Below are 15,355 nucleotides of genomic sequence, written 5' to 3'. Positions count from 1 at the left end.
CTCGTACCTTGCCTATTGGGAGAAATCGTGGAAATCCTGGCATTCGGCGTGCAGTCCGACGAGAAGCCGCTGATCGAGAAGGCCTTCGCGGGACAGCACGAGGTCCGTTGCCTGGACGTCTTCCTCAACAAGGACACCGCGCCCATCGCGGCGGGCTACGAGATCATCTCCACCAGTGTCAACGCCGATCTGGGCAGCAGCGTGCTGCAGACCCTCGCCGCGGGCGGCACGCAGATGATCGCCCAGCGCTCCACCGGCTTCAACAACATCGACCTGGACGTCGCCGAACGCCTTGCGCTGCGGATCTCCCGGGTCTCCTTCTACTCGCCGTACGCGGTCGCCGAATTCGCCTGGACGCTCGCCATGGCGGTCAACCGACGGATCATCCGAGCCGCGAGCCGCACCCGCGACTTCGACTTCCGCCTCGACGGACTCCTCGGCCGGGACATGCACGGCCGTACGGTCGGCGTGGTCGGGACGGGCAAGATCGGCGAGGCCTTCACCCGTATCGCTCATGGCTTCGGGATGAAGCTGCTCGGCTGGGACGTGGCCGAGAACCCGGCTTGCGTCGAACTCGGTATGACGTACGTCGAGAAGGAACAGCTCTTCACCGAGTCCGATCTGATCAGCCTCCATGTCCCGCTGCTGCCCGCCACCCGTCGCATCATCGGCAAGGACGCCCTGTCCCTGATGAAGGACGACGCGATCCTGATCAACTCCAGTCGCGGCGGACTGATCGACAGCGCGGCTCTGGTCGCCGAACTGCGGGCGGGCCGCTTCACCGGCGTCGGACTCGATGTGTACGAGGCGGAGGCCGGGCTCTTCTTCCTCGACAAGTCCCTGGAGGGCATCGACGACGACACCCTGGCCCGGCTCGTCACCTTCCCGAACGTCGTCGTCACCTCGCACCAGGCGTACTACACCGAGGACGCCGTGGCACAGATCATCGAAGCCACCGTGCAGAACGTCGCCGACTACCTGGCCCGCCGGCGCAGCGACAACGTCCTCGTTCCCGCGCTCCGCGAGGACTGAGCCCCGGATCTCCTCCGGAGCCCCGCCCCGTCCGCCGTCAGCTGTGCACGGGCAGGCCCGCCAGCAGTTCGGCGACGATCGACGCCCCGCGCAGCGTCAGCACCGACTCCGGGTGGAACTGCACCGATGCGAAACCGCCCCCGCGCAACGCGTGCAGCTCCCCGGTGGCCGCGTCCCGGCTCACCTCGATGGAGTGCGCAGCCAGCTCGGTGACCGTCTCGTCGTCGCAGCGAGCGGTGAAGCTGTTGTAGAAGCCGACCGTCTCCGGGCGCCCGAACAGTTCGATCCGGGTCTGCGCGCCCTGGTACGGCACGGTCTTGCGGACGATCTCCAGGCCCAGCTCCGCCGCGATCAGCTCATGGCCCAGGCAGACCCCGAGCAGCCCGTGCCGGTGGTCCCGGACCAGCTCCGCCGCGAACTCGCGCAGCAGCCGCATCTTCGGATCGCGGGTGTCGGCCGGATTCCCGGGACCTGGGCCCAGCACGACCGGGCCCAGGTGTGCCCGGACGGCCTCACGAAGCCCCGGCTCGTCGTAGCGCCGCACCGACACCTCCAGGCCGGACGCGCGCAGCAGATGCGCCAGCATGGCGGTGAAGGTGTCCTCGCCGTCGATCACCAGCGCATGGCCGGACAGCTCCTGCGTACGCTCCTGCATCCGCAGCCAGAACGGTGCGAGCCCGTCCCGCCGGGCGTCCAGCGCGGCCCGCACCCGCGGATCGCCGGCCAGCCGCGGACGTGTCCTCTCGCCTCGTGGCCGCCCGGGCCGCACCCCCAGTGCCGCCAGCACCCCGGCCGCCTTGGCATGGGTCTCGGCGACCTCGCTCGCGGGATCGGAGTGGCGTACGAGCGTCGCCCCGACCGGCACCCGCAGCCGCCCGTCGGCCGCGATGTCGGCGGTGCGGATGAGGATCGGGGAGTCGAGGGTCTGCGCCCCGCCCGGCTCCTGCCGCAGCAGGGCCAGCGCACCGGCGTAGTAGCCGCGCCCGTCGGGCTCGTACCGCTCGATGACACGGCAGGCGTTCTGCACGGGCGAACCGGTGACCGTCGCCGCGAACATGGTCTCCTTGAGCACCTCCCGCACGTCCAGCGAGGAGCGCCCGCGCAGCTCGTACTCGGTGTGCGCGAGATGGGCCATCTCCTTGAGCCGTGGCCCGATCACCACCCCGCCCATGTCGCCTACGGTGCACATCATCTTCAGTTCCTCGTCGACCACCATGGAGAGTTCCTCGGTCTCCTTTCGGTCCCCGAGAAAGGCCAGCAGACTCTCGGCGGTCGGCCCCTCGGCGGGGTAGCGGTACGTCCCGCTGATCGGGTTCATCACGACCGTCCCGCCGGACATCCGCACATGCACCTCGGGACTGGCGCCGACCAGCGTCCTGTCGCCGGTGTGTACGACGAACGTCCAGTACGCGCCCCGCTCACCGGCCAGCAGCCGCCGGAAGAGCGCCAGTGCGTCGGCCCGCCCGAAGCCGGGGATCCCGCCCTGGAACGTCCGCCGGATGACGAAGTTCGCGCCCTCGCCCTGTCCGATCTCGTCCTCGATGACCCGCCGGACGATTCCTGCGTACTCCTCGTCGGGCACGTCGAAGGCCCCGCCCTCGACCCGCACGTCATGGGCGGGCAGCACGTCGAGCACGGCGGCGAGCGGCAGTTCGTACGTCTCGTCCGCGACCAGCACGGACAGCGGTGTCCCGTCGTCGCGCACGTCGAAACCGCGCTCGGCGATCTGCCGGAACGGCACCAGGGCGAGCGACGGCTGCGGACCGACGGGCAGACCGGCGAGCCGGTCCACCTCCCGCACCCGGCCGATCAGCACCTCGACGGTGTCGTGATCACGGCCGGGGGTGCGTCTGCGCAGCAGCGCGAACGGCGGGCAGTCGTCCGTCAGGAGCCGCTGGACGACGAGCTCGGTGGGGTCGGGCATGAGGTGTTCCTTCCGGATGGAGGAACGGCTCCCGAAACGCAGAGAAGGCCGCCCCTCGGGCGGCCTTCGCGTGGTCTGTCGCGCGATGAATCAGTGGGCCGCCGGATGAGCGGTCCACCACCAGTTCTGATGCGTCTGCGCGAACATGTTCCGCACCTTACCGGACGTCCACGGGTTCAGATGCGCGTCTCATCTGTTGAGCCTACGGAAGAGCGCCCCACAGGACCCCGTAATGTTGTGGATGTGACCGTGAACGCCAATACCTCCGTCGCCGGTGGCAACACCTGGCGAGACCTTCCCGCGGCGCAGCAGCCCGAGTACCCCGATGCCGAGGCTCTGCGCGATGCACTCGCGGACCTCGCGTCGTATCCGCCGCTCGTCTTCGCGGGCGAGTGCGACCAGCTGCGCGCCCGCATGGGAGCCGTCGCCAAGGGCGAGGCGTTCCTGCTGCAGGGCGGCGACTGTGCCGAGGCCTTCGACGCCGTGTCCGCCGACCACATCCGGGCCAAGCTGAAGACGCTGCTCCAGATGAGTGCCGTCCTGACCTACGCGGCCTCCGTGCCCGTCGTCAAGGTGGGCCGGATCGCCGGCCAGTACTCCAAGCCGCGCTCCAAGTCGACCGAGACCCGCGACGGCGTCACCCTGCCGACCTACCGTGGCGACTCCGTCAACGGCTTCGCCTTCACCGAGGAAGCCCGGATCCCGGACCCTGAGCGGCTGAAGCAGATGTACCACGCATCCGCTTCCACGCTGAACCTGGTCCGCGCCTTCACCACCGGGGGATACGCCGACCTCCGCCAGGTGCACGCCTGGAACCAGGACTTCGTGAAGTCGTCCCCGTCCGGTCAGCGCTACGAGGCGCTGGCCCGCGAGATCGACAACGCGCTGAACTTCATGAAGGCGTGCGGCACGGACCCGGCCGAGTTCAAGGCGGTCGAGTTCTACTCGTCGCACGAGGGACTCCTGCTGGACTACGAGTCGGCGCTGACCCGCACCGACTCGCGCACCGGCCGGCTGTACGACACCTCCGGCCACATGGTCTGGATCGGTGAGCGCACCCGTCAGATGGACGGCGCGCACATCGAGTTCGCGTCGAAGATCCGTAACCCCATCGGCATCAAGCTCGGCCCGACGACCACCGTCGACGAGGCGCTCGGCTACGTCGAACGCCTCGACCCGGACCGTGAGCCCGGCAGGCTGACCTTCATCGTCCGCATGGGCGCCGACAAGGTCCGCGACAAGCTCCCCGCGCTCGTCGAGAAGGTCACCGCCTCCGGGGCGGTCGTCGCCTGGGTCACCGACCCGATGCACGGCAACACCTTCGAGGCGGCCTCCGGCCACAAGACCCGTCGCTTCGACGACGTCCTGGACGAGGTCAAGGGCTTCTTCGAGGTGCACAAGGGTCTCGGCACGCACCCGGGCGGCATCCACGTCGAGCTCACCGGTGACGACGTCACCGAGTGCGTCGGCGGCGGCCACGAGATCTTCGTGGACGACCTGCACCAGCGTTACGAGACGGCCTGCGACCCGCGCCTCAACCGCAGCCAGTCGCTGGACCTGGCCTTCCTGGTCGCCGAGATGTACCGGGACCAGTAGGGCAGTCACGGCAGGTACCGCACGTACGACTGTGGGGCACGGATCGATGTGATCCGTGCCCCACAGTCGTACCGGGGCTTTACGGGAGAGGAGGGCCGGGTAAGGTTAGGTTAGCCTCACCGATGAGTCGGGACGGCGCCAACGATCGATCCCGTCGGGAGGTGAACCGCATGTACGTCTGCTCGTGCTTCGGCATTACGGAGCAGCAGGTCAAGGAGCATGCGGACGCCGGGGCGTGCACCCCCCGTCAGATAGCCTCCGCCTGCAAGGCGGGCACGGACTGCGGTGGCTGTGTCCGCAGGATCCAGGCGATGCTGGGCCGCGGCGCGTGCGCTCGTCGCGAGCTGGTCGAGCAGAAGCTGACCCCCGGTGGCGTCACCGAGCAGGTGCTGGAGCCCGGCGCGGCCTCCGATGCCGGCCCGGGCAGGGCACCGGGCATCGTCCCCGGCGGGGCCCCGGGCATCGCTCCCGGCAGAGTCCCGGGCATCCGGCTCCCCGACGCGGCCTGAACCCAGGGCTGGGGAGGCTCGGGGCCTCAGCTGTCCGGCTGTTCGATCTGCTGCGCGAGGTAGTGCGGCTCGCCGAGTTTCTCGATCAGCTCCAGCTGGGTGTCGAGGTAGTCGATGTGGTGCTCCTCGTCCTCAAGGATCGACTCAAAGACATTTGCGGACGTGATGTCGGCCTTCCCGCGCATCAACTCGACGCCGCGCTTCAGCCGGTCGATCGCCTCCACCTCGATCTGGCGGTCGGCCTGGAACATCTCCGTGACGGTCTGGCCGACCCGCACATGGAAGAGCCGCTGGTAGTTGGGTAGTCCGTCGAGAAGGAGAATGCGGTCCGTCAGCATCTCGGCGTGCTTCATCTCGTCGAACGACTCGGAGCGTGTGTACTTCGCCAGCTTCGTCCAGCCGAAGTTCTCCTGCATCTTTGCATGCAGGAAGTACTGGTTGATGGCAGTCAATTCGGCGGTCAGCTGTTCGTTCAGGAACTCGAGGACCTCGGGGTCGCCCTGCATGGCAGAGGCTCCTTCCAACCGTGAACCGGGCAAGTTGGCCGCATCCTCGCACCGCACCCAGCGACCGTCCAGTAAGTACACGCTTAGTATGGGTTGCCCTGAATCGCCTCTGCCCTGGTCATGACCACCCCTGCCTGTCTGTCACCATGGAGTCATGGGTCAGCCGGAAAGCCGGGAATACCGCGAATCAGAGCAGTCCGAGCTTCCGCCGGGACAGCGACTGCAGCGCGGCTGGCCGGTTACCCACTACGGGCCCGTTCCCAAGTTCAAGCCCGACCGCTGGGAGTTCCGGGTCTTCGGAGCCACGGCGGACGGCGAGAAGCACTGCTGGAACCATGAGGAGTTCTCGGCCCTGCCGTTCTCCTCGGTCGTCGCCGATCTGCACTGTGTCACCAAATTCAGCATGCTCGGCGCCGAATGGGGCGGGGTTCTCGCCCGTACGATCCTCGAACTCGCGCCGCCCGCGCCCCAGGTCACCCATGTGATGGTCTGGGCCGAGTACGGATTCAGCTCGAACCTGCGGCTCGCCGACTTCGCCTCGGACCGCACGCTTTTCGCCACTCACCAGGGCGGTGAGCTCCTCACCGCCGAGCACGGCTTCCCGCTGCGTCTCGTCGTACCGCATCTGTACGCCTGGAAGGGGCCCAAGTGGGTCCGGGGCATCGAGTACATGACCGCCGATCGCCGGGGCTTCTGGGAGGAGCGCGGCTATCACAACATCGGCGACCCCTGGAAGGAACAGCGCTATTCCTACCAGGAGGAGCCCGGGGACGGCCCCGAGCTCTGACCTGTCGGGCCCGGTCCTGCGCGGCCCCGCCCTCAGTGGTACCGGTGTACCACCGCGTGCCCCTTGCCCCGGCCGATCATCCACTTGTTGACCGGTGTGGTGACGGCGAAGGCGACGGCCAGCGACAGTGCGAGGGCTCCCCAGAACAGCGCGTCGGCGAGCTGCGCGTCCATGGCGCCCGGCCACAGCGCGATCACGCCGTTGTCGATCAGCTCCATCACCGCGATGGAGAGGGTGTCGGCGGCGAGGGCCACCCGGAACGCCGTACGGAAGTCGACGCCGGCCTTGAGGACGGAACGCAGCGTCAGCGTGTAGCCGAATGCGAAGGCCAGGATGACCGCGAGGACCATCGTCTCGGCGTTGCCCCAGCCCAGCGCCGTGCCGATCACCATGCCGAGGATCTCGCCGATGGCGCATCCGGTGAGGCAGTGCAGCGTGGCGCGGGCCGCCATGGACCAGTCGGCCTTGCCGGGGGCGTCCGCCGTGTGGCCAGCGTGAGCTGAACGGTCTGCGTGGTCTGCGTGCCGGCTGTCGTGGCCCTGGTGCTCGTGCCGGCCCTGCCGCTCGTGCTGTTCGTCGCGCGTGTCGTGCTGCATGGCGATCCCCCAATGCCGGTAACGGTTCCCTTCCATCACGGGAACCGTATACCCCCTGGGGGTATTCCGCATGCTTTCGGGAATTCAGCCCCGGTCGCGCAGCTCCTTGAGCCGTGCCACATCCGCCGCGTGGCCTTCCTTGCCCCCCGGCGTCTCGATGACCAGCGGCACCCCGGCCGTCGCCGGGTGCGAGAACAGCTCCTGGAACGGCTCCTCGCCGATGTGCCCGGCGCCGATGTTCTCGTGCCGGTCCTTCTGGGCGCCCACGACGTCCTTGGAATCATTCGCGTGGATCAGTTTCAGCCGGCCCTCACCGACCGACCCCACCAGCAGATCCAGGGTCTGCTTCATGCCCGCCGGGCCCGCCAGGTCGTGGCCCGCCGCGTAGATGTGGCAGGTGTCGAGGCAGATACCGAGCTTGGGGTGGGCGTCCAGCGCCTCGAAGTACGGGCCGAAGTCCCAGGTCCGTGAGCAGAGTGAGAATCCCTGTCCGGCGGTCGACTCCAGCAGCAGAAACGGGTCGTCGTCGTGGGTCAGCTCGTCGAGGAGCGGCCGCATGTGCTTACGCACCTGGGCCAGGGCCTCCGCGCGCGGCCGGCCGCCGGTCGCGGAGCCCGTGTGCACCACGAGGCCCAGGGCGCCGATCTCGCGGGCCCGGCGCAGGGAGTGGCGCAGCGACTCCACGGACCTCTCGACGGTGGCCTCGGTGTGCGAGCCGAAGTTGATCAGATACGGAGCGTGGACGTACGCCGGTATCGACTCGGCAGCGCACTCGGCGCGGAACTGTTCGTCCTGCGCCGGGTTCCCGGCCGGTGTCGCCCAGCCGCGTGGATTGGCGACGAAGACCTGGACGGCCTCCGCCCCCATCTCGCGGGCGTAGGGCAGGCCGACCTTGGCGAGGCCGCCGGCCACCGGGACATGGCCGCCGACTGGGTTGCGCATACGGATCTAGAGTCCCTTGGTCTTGATGGTGATGGTGCTGCCCTCGGGGGCACGGTCGCCGCCGTCGACGGACTGGCTCGCGATCGTGTCGCTGAAGGAGAGGAACGGGCGGTCGACCTTGACCTCGAAGCCCGCGGCCTTCAGCAGGCGCGTGGCCTCGTCGACGTCCTTGCCGGTGACATCCGGGACATCGATCATCCGCGGGCCCTTGGAGACGGTGAGCGTGACGGTGTCGCCTTCGGCTGCCCGGGTGCCCCCGCCCGGTGACTGGCGAGCGATGTCGCCCGCTGCCTCGGGCGAATTGACCCGGCCCGGCAGCACCTCGGCCTTCAGGCCTTCCTCGTCCAGCGCGTCGGTGGCCTCCTGGACCGACAGCCCGGTCAGGTCGGGGACATCGACCGGGCTGCCCTTGCTGACGACCAGGGCGACCGCGGAGTCGGGGTGGCGCCCCGCGCCCGCTCCGGGATCCGTACGGATCACCTCGCCCTGCCCGATCTCCTCGCTGAACTCCTTGGTGACCATGCCGGGCACCAGGCCCACCTTCTTCAGCGCGCGCCCGGCCTCGGCGAGCCCGGTGCCCCTGACGTCGGGGACCTTCACGATCTCGGGGCCGCGCGACACGACGATCCTCACCGATCCGTTGCCCCGGATGCGGGCTCCCGACTTCGGGGCGCTGCTGATGACCTTGCCGCGGTCGACGTCGTCGCTGTACGCCCGCCCGACGCCCTTCAGCTCGAGGCCGGAGTCCGAGAGCCGCTGGCGGGCGGCCTTCTCGGTCTGGCCGAGCAGCGAGGGGACCCGGGTGAACTGTCCCGAATTGATGTACCAGACACCGGCGCCGACCCCCAGCACCAGCAGCACGGCGACGATCGCCGCGAGCGTCCCGCGCCGTGGCCCCCCGTGCCGCGGCCCGCTCCTCACCGGCTCGGGCGGCAGCGGAGGGGGCATCTCCAGCCGGCTGGTGTGATGGGCGGTGCCCTGGCCGACCGGGAGCACCCGGGGGATCACGCTCGTCAGGTCCTCGGCGTCGTCGTGTGCCTCGGCGATGGCCTGCGGCGGTACGGCGTCGAGCTGGCTGTCGGTGAGCGCGGCCCGCGCGGTGCGGGACTCGGCGAGCAGGGCCACGGCGTCGGACGGACGGGCCCCGGGGTTGCGGGCGGTGGCGCTCGCGACCAGTTCGTCCAGCTCGGTCGCGAGCCCAGGGACGACGGCCGACGGCATCGGCACGTCCTCGTTGAGATGCTGGTAGATGACCTGGGCGGGGGTGCCGCCGGTGTGCGGCTTGGCACCCGTCAGCATCTCGTACAGCACGACGCCGCAGGCGTAGACATCGGTGCGGGTGTCCGCCGTGCCGTGCTCGATCTGCTCGGGGGCGAGATAGGAGACGGTGCCGAGGACCGTTCCGGTGGTGTTGGTGTCGGAACCCACGGCCCGTACGAGACCGAAGTCCGCGACCTTCACCCGGCCGTCGTCCCCTATGAGGACGTTCTCCGGCTTCATGTCGCGGTGCACGAAGCCTGCCCGGTGTGCGGCGCCGAGCGCCGCGAGGACCGGCTCCAGGATGTCCAGCGCGGCTCTCGGCTGCAGGGCGCCGCGCTCACGCAGGACGTCGCGCAGCGTGCAGCCCGCCACGTACTCCATGGCCAGGTAGACGTACGCCCCCTGAGCGCCCTGGTCGAAGACAGCGACCACATTGGGGTGCGCGAGCCGGGCCACGGACTTGGCCTCGCGGATGAAACGCTCGACGAACGAGGCGTCGGTCGCGAGGGCCGGGTGCATCACCTTGAGGGCGAGCACCCGGTCGAGCCGGGTGTCCATGGCTCGGTAGACCGTGGCCATCCCGCCCACGGCGATGCGGGCATCGACGCGGTAGCGGCCGTCGAGCAGCTGCCCGACGATGGGGTCTCCCCGGCCGAAGGCTGGGGAAGGGTCCTGGAGGGTCGTATCCACACGAGCGAGTCTACGAGCCACCGAGGACATGGCTGACGGGCCGGGCGATCCCGGGGCCTTACTGCAGCCGAGCCGTGACAGGGACATGCGCGTCACACGATTGCGGTGCCATGCGCTCCGCGTGCGTACGGGTGCTCAGAACGCGGGCCGCTCCGGGTCCAGCGCGGCCCGCCCCTCCATCGGTGACGAGGCCTCGGCGAAGTGGCGCCGGGGGATCCGGCCCGCGCGGTAGGCCAGCCGTCCGCCGTCCACCGCGTGCCGCATCGCCGCCGCCATCAGCTCGGGTTCCTGCGCCCGGGTCACCGCCGACGCCAGCATCACCGCCGCGCACCCCAGCTCCATCGCGAGCGCCGCGTCCGATGCGGTCCCGGCGCCGGCGTCGAGAATCACCGGAACCCCGGCGTGCTCGACGATCAGCTGGAAGTTGTGCGGGTTGCGGATGCCGAGGCCGGAGCCGATCGGGGAGCCGAGCGGCATGATCGCCGCACATCCCACGTCCTCCAGCTTCCGGGCCAGCACCGGGTCGTCATTCGTGTACGGGAGGACGGTGAAACCGTCGTCCACCAGCGTCTCCGCGGCGTCCAGCAGCTCGATCGGGTCAGGCAGCAGGGTCCGCTCGTCGGCCACCACCTCCAGCTTGATCCAGTCGGTGCCCAGCGCCTCGCGGGCCAGTCGCGCGGTCAGTACGGCCTCGCCCGCGGTGAAGCAGCCGGCCGTGTTCGGCAGGACGCGGATCGACAGCCGTTCCAGCACGGAGAGCACCGAACCCTGCACGGTCGGATCGAGGCGGCGCATCGCGACGGTGGTCAGCTCGGTGCCGGACGCGGTCAGCGAGCGTTCCAGCACGTCGAGGCTGGGCGCGCCACCCGTCCCCATGATCAGCCGGGAGCCGAACGTCGTGTCGCCGAGGGTGAAGAGATCGTCGGACATGGTCAGCCTCCCTGGACCGCGGTGAGCACTTCGATCCGGTCGCCGTCGGCGAGCGCCGCGGTGGACCACCGGCTGCGCGGGACGACGGTCTCGTTGACAGCGGCGGCGACGCCGGAGGGCGCCGCGGTGAGGGTGGCGACGAGGGCTTCCAGGGTGGTGCCGGCGGCGATCGAGCGGGGATCACCGTTCACGGACACGGAGAGCGCGACGGAGTCGGTCATGCGGGCTGCTCCTGACGTGCGGAGGCGGTCGCGGGGGGCGCGGCGGCCGCGGCGGGCGGTGGTACGGCGGCGGACGCGAACCGTCCGGGGGTGAACGGGCGGGCCACTGCGGGCAGCTCGCCGGTGGTCAGCAGCTCGGCCATGGCGTCACCGGTGACGGGGGTGAGCAGCACCCCGTTGCGGTGGTGGCCGGTGGCGAGATGCAGGCTGGGCAGGACGGTGGGGCCGAGCAGCGGGGCGTTGTCGGGGGAGGCGGGGCGCAGGCCGGCCCGGGTCTCGGTGAGCGGCAGTTCGGTGATGCCGGGCACCAGCTCATGGGCGTCGCGCAGCAGCTCGTACACCCCGCCCGCCGTGACCGTGGTGTCCCAGCCCATCTCCTCGCTGGTGGCGCCGACGACCAGCTCGCCGTTCGCGCGCGGGACGAGATAGACATGGCTGCCGCGGACCACGGCCCGTACGGTCCGGGTGAGGAACGGCGCGTACGCGGCGGGCACGGTCAGCCGCAGCACCTGTCCCTTGACCGGCCGGACGGGCGGCACCACCTCGGCCGGCAGGCCCGCGAGCCGCCCGCTGAGGCTGCCCGCGGCGAGCACGATCTGGTCGGCTTCGAGCTCCGTGCCGGCTGCCAGTACGGCTCCGGCGGCCCGGTCGCGCACCACCAACAGGCGTTCCGCCCGGTCGCGGTGGAAGACCACCCCGGCCCGTTCGCAGGCGGTCAGCAGGGCGGCGGCCAGCCGGCGGGGGTCGACCTGGTGGTCGCCGTCGACCCGCAGACCGCCGCGTACACCTGGCGCCAGCATCGGTTCCAGGCGGCGGCACTCGCGGCCGGTGAGCCACTCCGACTGCAGCCCCGAACGGTGCTGGAGCGCGTGCAGTTCCCGCAGATGGGCGCGGTCGTCGGAATCCAGGGCGACCGCGAGGGTGCCGCAGGCCCGGAAGCCGATGTCCTGGCCGCTCGCCGTCTCCAGCTCGGCCGCGAAGGCCGGATACCGCGCCGCGGAGGCGACATTGAGACCGAGCAGCATCTGCTCGCCGTAGTGGAGTTCGGTGACGGCGGCGAGCATTCCGGCTGCGACGCGGGCGGCACCACCGCCCGGGTCGGGGTCGACGACCGCGGTGCGCAGGCCGCACTGCGCCGCCCGCCAGGCGGTCACCAGACCGATGATCCCGCCCCCGATGACGAGGACGTCGGATCCGGCTACGCCGGATCCGTCTGCGGATGTGCTCCCGGTGGATCGCATGGGCGTCCAGCCCCTCCCTTCGCCGGCATGACCCGGATCAGGTTCGTACGGTCGGAGGCCGTCCAGCCTCCCTCTCAGCCCGGTGCGTCCGGGCTCCCGCGAGTGTCTTACGGTGGCCACCCTAAACCCCGTCACCCGGCCCGAGTAAGGGAGCAGCCACCGTGGCCCGTTCACTCGACGGACTTGTCCTCTCGCCGGTCGCCGACCAGGCGCCGGGTCAGGTCGGCACCCGGACTCGCTTCACGTACCACGAGGAGAAGTGGGTGATCTGGGCCGACTACGCGGGCGGGGACGTGGTCCGGGGCCATCTCGTCGGCACCCGCACCGGCGATCGACTCGACTTCCGCTACGTCCAGTTGAAGCACGACGGAACGACCTCCTCCGGACACTGCGTCTCCATCGTCGTCGTCCTTGCGGACGGCCGGGTGCGGCTGGAGGAGCACTGGGAATGGGAGTCGCAGGAGGGCAGCGGGACCAGCGTGGTCGAGGAACTCACAACCTGATGGTTCGTCAGATGCTTAAGGTGGACAAGTGAGCGAGCAGCAGACAGAGCAGCCGGGCCGGCGGACAGAGCGCCGCGTCGTCATCGTCGGTGCGGGCATGGCCGGCGCGCAGACCGCGGTGGCGCTGCGGGAACAGGGCTTCACCGGCCCGGTCGTCCTGATCGGTGCCGAACCCCACCAGCCGTACGACCGGCCCCCGCTGTCCAAGGCGGTACTGCTCGGCACGGCCGAAGGCTCCGCCCTCGACATCGACTTCGAAGAGCTGGACATCGAGCTGCAACTGGGCCGTGACGTGACCGGCGTACGGGCCGACGCGCACGAACTGGACACCCTGGCGGGCCCCGTACCGTACGACGTCCTGGTCATCGCCTCCGGCGCCGAACCGGTGGTGCTGCCGGGCTCCGAGGGGGTGCCCGGCGTCCATCTGCTGCGCACCCTCGACGACGCCGCACGGCTGCGGCCGGTCCTCGACCAGCAGCACACCGTCGTGGTCGTCGGCGCGGGCTGGATCGGCGCCGAATTCGCCACCGTAGCCCGTGCCGCGGGCTGCGAGGTCACCGTCGTCGAGGCCGCCGACCGGCCGCTCGCGGGCGTCCTGCCCGCCGAGGTCGCCGCCCCGATGGCCCGCTGGTACGCGCAGAGCGGTGCCGAACTCCTCACCGGCGCCCCGGTGGCCCGGATCGAGCCCGGCAGTGTGGTCCTCGCGGACGGCCGCACGCTTGCCGCCGGAGCGGTGGTCGTCGGGATCGGTGCCCGGCCCGCCACCGGCTGGCTGGCCGGCTCCGGCATCGCCCTCGGTCCGGACGGATCGGTGACCGCCGACGCCGCGCTGCGCACCTCGCTGCCCGATGTGTACGCGGTCGGGGACTGCGCGTCCTTCCCCTCCGCGCGGTACGGCACGCGGCTCCTCGTCCACCACTGGGACAACGCCGTCCAAGGGCCGCGGACCGCCGCCGCCAACATCATCGGTGCCGGTGCGGACGAGGCGCCGCAGCCCTTGGCATACGACCCCGTGCCGTACTTCTGGTCCGAGCAGTTCGACCGGTTCGTGCAGTACGCGGGCCGTCACGGGGGCGCGGACACGCTGCTCTGGCGCGGCGACCCGGCCGATCCCGCCTGGTCCGTGTGCTGGCTGCGGGACGGCGCACTGGTCGCCGTCCTGGCCGTCGGCCGGCCGCGTGATCTCACCCAGGGGCGCAAACTCATCGAGGCGGGGGCACGGCTGGATCCGGTGCGGGCGGCGGACCCCGCCGTGCCGCTGAAGTCGGCCAGGGCCGATGCCCCGTAGCGGCACGCCCGGAGGGGTTCCGGAAGCCTTGCGGGCACTGGGCCGGCCCCCGTCCGGTCGGGTCCGGGTACCGACTGTCGGTCCGGGATGGCACGCTTGTATCCGTGACCGAGATTGACGCAAAGATTGATGCTCTCGTCCCCGCCTGGCTCCACCTTCCCGACATCGCCGAAATGCTCGATGTCGAGGTGACGCGCGTGCGGCAGCTGGTCAAGGAGGGCCAGCTCATCGCCGTACGACGTGGTGAGAACCGGACGCTCCAGGTGCCTGCTGCCTTCATCGACGGCAACAAGGTGGTCAAGGGCCTCTCCGGCACCCTGACGCTCCTGAAGGACGACGGCTACACCGACGAAGAGATGCTGGAGTGGCTCTTCACCCCCGACCCGACCCTGCCGGGTAGCCCCGCGCAGGCGCTGAGCGAGAATCGCGGCACGGAGGTGAAGCGCCGCGCCCAGGCGCTCGCCGTCTGACCGGGACAACCGCACGCGGGGGCACGGTCCGTTCCGACCGGACCGGCCCGTACCCCCGCATCATGCCGCACCGCTGTACCGGCCCGACCGTGTCGTGCCGCTGAATTCCGTACAGCTGTATCAAGGGGGAACCTCGTCATGCCCACGCCTCGCGAGCTGCTGTCCGACGCCCGTCTCTATCTGTGCACGGATGCCCGCAGGCGCCAGGGCGACCTGCCCGCCTTCCTCGACGCCGTGCTCCCCTCCGGGGTGGACATCGTCCAGTTGCGCGACAAGGGCATGGAGGCGGCCGAGGAACTCGAACACCTGGCGGTCCTCGCCGACGCCTGCCGGCGCCACGGCAAGCTCCTCGCCGTGAACGACCGGGCCGATGTCGCCCACGCCATCGGGTCCGACGTGCTCCACCTCGGTCAGGGGGACCTGCCGGTCCTCGCCGCCCGCGCCATCATCGGCGAGGACGTGGTGATCGGCCGCTCCACGCACGCGGAGCCCGAGGTCGACGCCGCCGTCGCCGAGCCCGGCGTGGACTACTTCTGCACCGGCCCCTGCTGGCCGACCCCGACCAAGCCCGGCCGGTACGCCCCCGGCCTCGACCTCGTGCGGTACGCCGCCTCGCTCGCCCAGCCGCGCCCCTGGTTCGCCATCGGCGGGATCGACGCGGGCAACCTCGACGAGGTGCTGGACGCGGGAGCGCGCAGGGTCGTCGTCGTACGGGCGATCACAGAGGCCGACGACCCGGCTGCGGCGACCGCGGAGCTGGCGAAGCGGATCAGGGCACGCGCCGACGGCTGACATGCGCGTCACGGAAATCACAGATCATCCGGAGAACGCCGGAGGACTGTCCGAAGGGTGGACAAACC

General features: G+C 70.5%; 17 protein-coding genes and 1 riboswitch. Of the genes, 8 read left to right on the top strand and 9 right to left on the bottom strand.

All coding sequences use genetic code 11. From position 1 onward, the window contains the following. Nucleotides 1–27: 27 nt before the first annotated feature. Nucleotides 28–1,032, top strand: coding sequence for a 2-hydroxyacid dehydrogenase (locus ACFYP5_RS06950; protein WP_389031624.1), 1,005 nt, complete (start codon nucleotides 28–30; stop codon nucleotides 1,030–1,032). Between the two features lie 37 nt (nucleotides 1,033–1,069). Here ACFYP5_RS06950 and ACFYP5_RS06945 read toward each other — a convergent pair whose 3' ends face one another. Together ACFYP5_RS06945 and ACFYP5_RS06940 are read right to left on the bottom strand one after the other, a co-directional pair. After that, nucleotides 1,070–2,956, bottom strand: coding sequence for an anthranilate synthase family protein (locus ACFYP5_RS06945; protein ID WP_389031621.1), 1,887 nt, complete (start codon nucleotides 2,954–2,956; stop codon nucleotides 1,070–1,072). Nucleotides 2,957–3,046: 90 nt separating this feature from the next. Continuing rightward, nucleotides 3,047–3,103 (bottom strand): trp operon leader peptide, encoded by a 57-nt coding sequence (locus ACFYP5_RS06940; RefSeq protein WP_107063558.1) that lies wholly within the window; start codon nucleotides 3,101–3,103, stop codon nucleotides 3,047–3,049. Between the two features lie 102 nt (nucleotides 3,104–3,205). On the opposite strand from ACFYP5_RS06940, the gene ACFYP5_RS06935 reads away from it, so the two are divergent. Together ACFYP5_RS06935 and ACFYP5_RS06930 are read left to right on the top strand one after the other, a co-directional pair. Then, complete coding sequence (locus tag ACFYP5_RS06935; protein WP_389031618.1) at nucleotides 3,206–4,552, top strand: class II 3-deoxy-7-phosphoheptulonate synthase; 1,347 nt, start codon at nucleotides 3,206–3,208, stop codon at nucleotides 4,550–4,552. A gap of 170 nt (nucleotides 4,553–4,722) precedes the next feature. Beyond that, nucleotides 4,723–5,061 (top strand): bacterioferritin-associated ferredoxin, encoded by a 339-nt coding sequence (locus ACFYP5_RS06930; RefSeq protein WP_389031614.1) that lies wholly within the window; start codon nucleotides 4,723–4,725, stop codon nucleotides 5,059–5,061. 26 nt (nucleotides 5,062–5,087) lie between these two features. Here ACFYP5_RS06930 and bfr read toward each other — a convergent pair whose 3' ends face one another. Continuing rightward, entirely contained in the window at nucleotides 5,088–5,567 is a 480-nt protein-coding gene (bfr, locus tag ACFYP5_RS06925; protein ID WP_389031611.1) for a bacterioferritin, read from the bottom strand. Nucleotides 5,568–5,721: 154 nt separating this feature from the next. Here bfr and ACFYP5_RS06920 point away from each other — a divergent pair, with 154 nt between their 5' ends. Continuing rightward, on the top strand, nucleotides 5,722–6,354 hold the full coding sequence (locus ACFYP5_RS06920) for a sulfite oxidase-like oxidoreductase (protein ID WP_389031608.1): 633 nt from the start codon (nucleotides 5,722–5,724) through the stop codon (nucleotides 6,352–6,354). A gap of 32 nt (nucleotides 6,355–6,386) precedes the next feature. Here the strand turns inward: ACFYP5_RS06920 and ACFYP5_RS06915 are convergent, their stop codons facing one another. The 6 genes from ACFYP5_RS06915 to thiO all read right to left on the bottom strand — a co-directional run bounded on the left by ACFYP5_RS06915 (nucleotide 6,387) and on the right by thiO (nucleotide 12,234). Continuing rightward, complete coding sequence (locus ACFYP5_RS06915; RefSeq protein ID WP_389032924.1) at nucleotides 6,387–6,950, bottom strand: DUF4396 domain-containing protein; 564 nt, start codon at nucleotides 6,948–6,950, stop codon at nucleotides 6,387–6,389. An 84-nt stretch (nucleotides 6,951–7,034) separates the two neighbouring features. Beyond that, the gene (locus ACFYP5_RS06910) at nucleotides 7,035–7,892 is read right to left on the bottom strand and encodes a deoxyribonuclease IV (RefSeq protein WP_389031605.1); all 858 of its coding nucleotides are present in this window, start codon (nucleotides 7,890–7,892) and stop codon (nucleotides 7,035–7,037) included. Nucleotides 7,893–7,898: 6 nt separating this feature from the next. Beyond that, entirely contained in the window at nucleotides 7,899–9,842 is a 1,944-nt protein-coding gene (gene pknB / locus ACFYP5_RS06905; protein ID WP_389031602.1) for a Stk1 family PASTA domain-containing Ser/Thr kinase, read from the bottom strand. Nucleotides 9,843–9,977: 135 nt separating this feature from the next. After that, nucleotides 9,978–10,772, bottom strand: a complete 795-nt coding sequence (locus ACFYP5_RS06900) for a thiazole synthase (RefSeq protein WP_389031599.1) — start codon at nucleotides 10,770–10,772, stop codon at nucleotides 9,978–9,980. 2 nt (nucleotides 10,773–10,774) lie between these two features. Then, nucleotides 10,775–10,993 (bottom strand): sulfur carrier protein ThiS, encoded by a 219-nt coding sequence (gene thiS, locus ACFYP5_RS06895; RefSeq protein WP_389031596.1) that lies wholly within the window; start codon nucleotides 10,991–10,993, stop codon nucleotides 10,775–10,777. After that, nucleotides 10,990–12,234 carry a glycine oxidase ThiO gene (gene thiO, locus ACFYP5_RS06890; RefSeq protein ID WP_389031593.1) on the bottom strand — a complete coding sequence of 415 codons (1,245 nt, stop codon included), beginning with the start codon at nucleotides 12,232–12,234 and terminating at the stop codon, nucleotides 10,990–10,992. Before thiO ends, thiS begins: the two co-directional genes overlap by 4 nt. Continuing rightward, nucleotides 12,232–12,344, bottom strand: a riboswitch (TPP riboswitch). (Overlaps the previous gene by 3 nt.) A 51-nt stretch (nucleotides 12,345–12,395) precedes the next feature. On the opposite strand from thiO, the gene ACFYP5_RS06885 reads away from it, so the two are divergent. From ACFYP5_RS06885 to thiE, 4 genes are all read left to right on the top strand, one after another. Beyond that, entirely contained in the window at nucleotides 12,396–12,737 is a 342-nt protein-coding gene (locus ACFYP5_RS06885; RefSeq protein WP_389031590.1) for a hypothetical protein, read from the top strand. Between the two features lie 97 nt (nucleotides 12,738–12,834). Further along, the gene (locus ACFYP5_RS06880) at nucleotides 12,835–14,025 is read left to right on the top strand and encodes an NAD(P)/FAD-dependent oxidoreductase (RefSeq protein ID WP_389032921.1); all 1,191 of its coding nucleotides are present in this window, start codon (nucleotides 12,835–12,837) and stop codon (nucleotides 14,023–14,025) included. 104 nt (nucleotides 14,026–14,129) lie between these two features. Further along, nucleotides 14,130–14,495: an Rv2175c family DNA-binding protein gene (locus tag ACFYP5_RS06875; protein WP_389031588.1), complete on the top strand. Its 366-nt coding sequence runs from the start codon at nucleotides 14,130–14,132 to the stop codon at nucleotides 14,493–14,495. A gap of 138 nt (nucleotides 14,496–14,633) precedes the next feature. Then, nucleotides 14,634–15,287 carry a thiamine phosphate synthase gene (gene thiE, locus ACFYP5_RS06870; RefSeq protein WP_389031585.1) on the top strand — a complete coding sequence of 218 codons (654 nt, stop codon included), beginning with the start codon at nucleotides 14,634–14,636 and terminating at the stop codon, nucleotides 15,285–15,287. Nucleotides 15,288–15,355: the final 68 nt, after the last annotated feature.

The sequence above is a fragment of the Streptomyces sp. NPDC005262 genome, assembly GCF_042872425.1.
Classification (GTDB): Bacteria; Actinomycetota; Actinomycetes; order Streptomycetales; family Streptomycetaceae; genus Streptomyces.
Note: the sequence above shows the minus strand (reverse complement) of the source record. Positions and strands in the feature narration are given on the sequence as shown.

Bases quoted from the DNA above. Each gene is read 5' to 3' on its own strand.
- ACFYP5_RS06945 (WP_389031621.1), bottom strand. From the start codon at position 2,956: ATGCCCGACCCCACCGAGCTCGTCGTCCAGCGGCTCCTGACGGACGAC.
- ACFYP5_RS06930 (WP_389031614.1), top strand. From the start codon at position 4,723: ATGTACGTCTGCTCGTGCTTCGGCATTACGGAGCAGCAGGTCAAGGAG.
- bfr (WP_389031611.1), bottom strand. From the start codon at position 5,567: ATGCAGGGCGACCCCGAGGTCCTCGAGTTCCTGAACGAACAGCTGACC.
- ACFYP5_RS06920 (WP_389031608.1), top strand. From the start codon at position 5,722: ATGGGTCAGCCGGAAAGCCGGGAATACCGCGAATCAGAGCAGTCCGAG.
- ACFYP5_RS06915 (WP_389032924.1), bottom strand. From the start codon at position 6,950: ATGCAGCACGACACGCGCGACGAACAGCACGAGCGGCAGGGCCGGCAC.
- ACFYP5_RS06910 (WP_389031605.1), bottom strand. From the start codon at position 7,892: ATGCGCAACCCAGTCGGCGGCCATGTCCCGGTGGCCGGCGGCCTCGCC.
- ACFYP5_RS06900 (WP_389031599.1), bottom strand. From the start codon at position 10,772: ATGTCCGACGATCTCTTCACCCTCGGCGACACGACGTTCGGCTCCCGG.
- thiS (WP_389031596.1), bottom strand. From the start codon at position 10,993: ATGACCGACTCCGTCGCGCTCTCCGTGTCCGTGAACGGTGATCCCCGC.
- thiO (WP_389031593.1), bottom strand. From the start codon at position 12,234: ATGCGATCCACCGGGAGCACATCCGCAGACGGATCCGGCGTAGCCGGA.
- ACFYP5_RS06880 (WP_389032921.1), top strand. From the start codon at position 12,835: ATGGCCGGCGCGCAGACCGCGGTGGCGCTGCGGGAACAGGGCTTCACC.
- thiE (WP_389031585.1), top strand. From the start codon at position 14,634: ATGCCCACGCCTCGCGAGCTGCTGTCCGACGCCCGTCTCTATCTGTGC.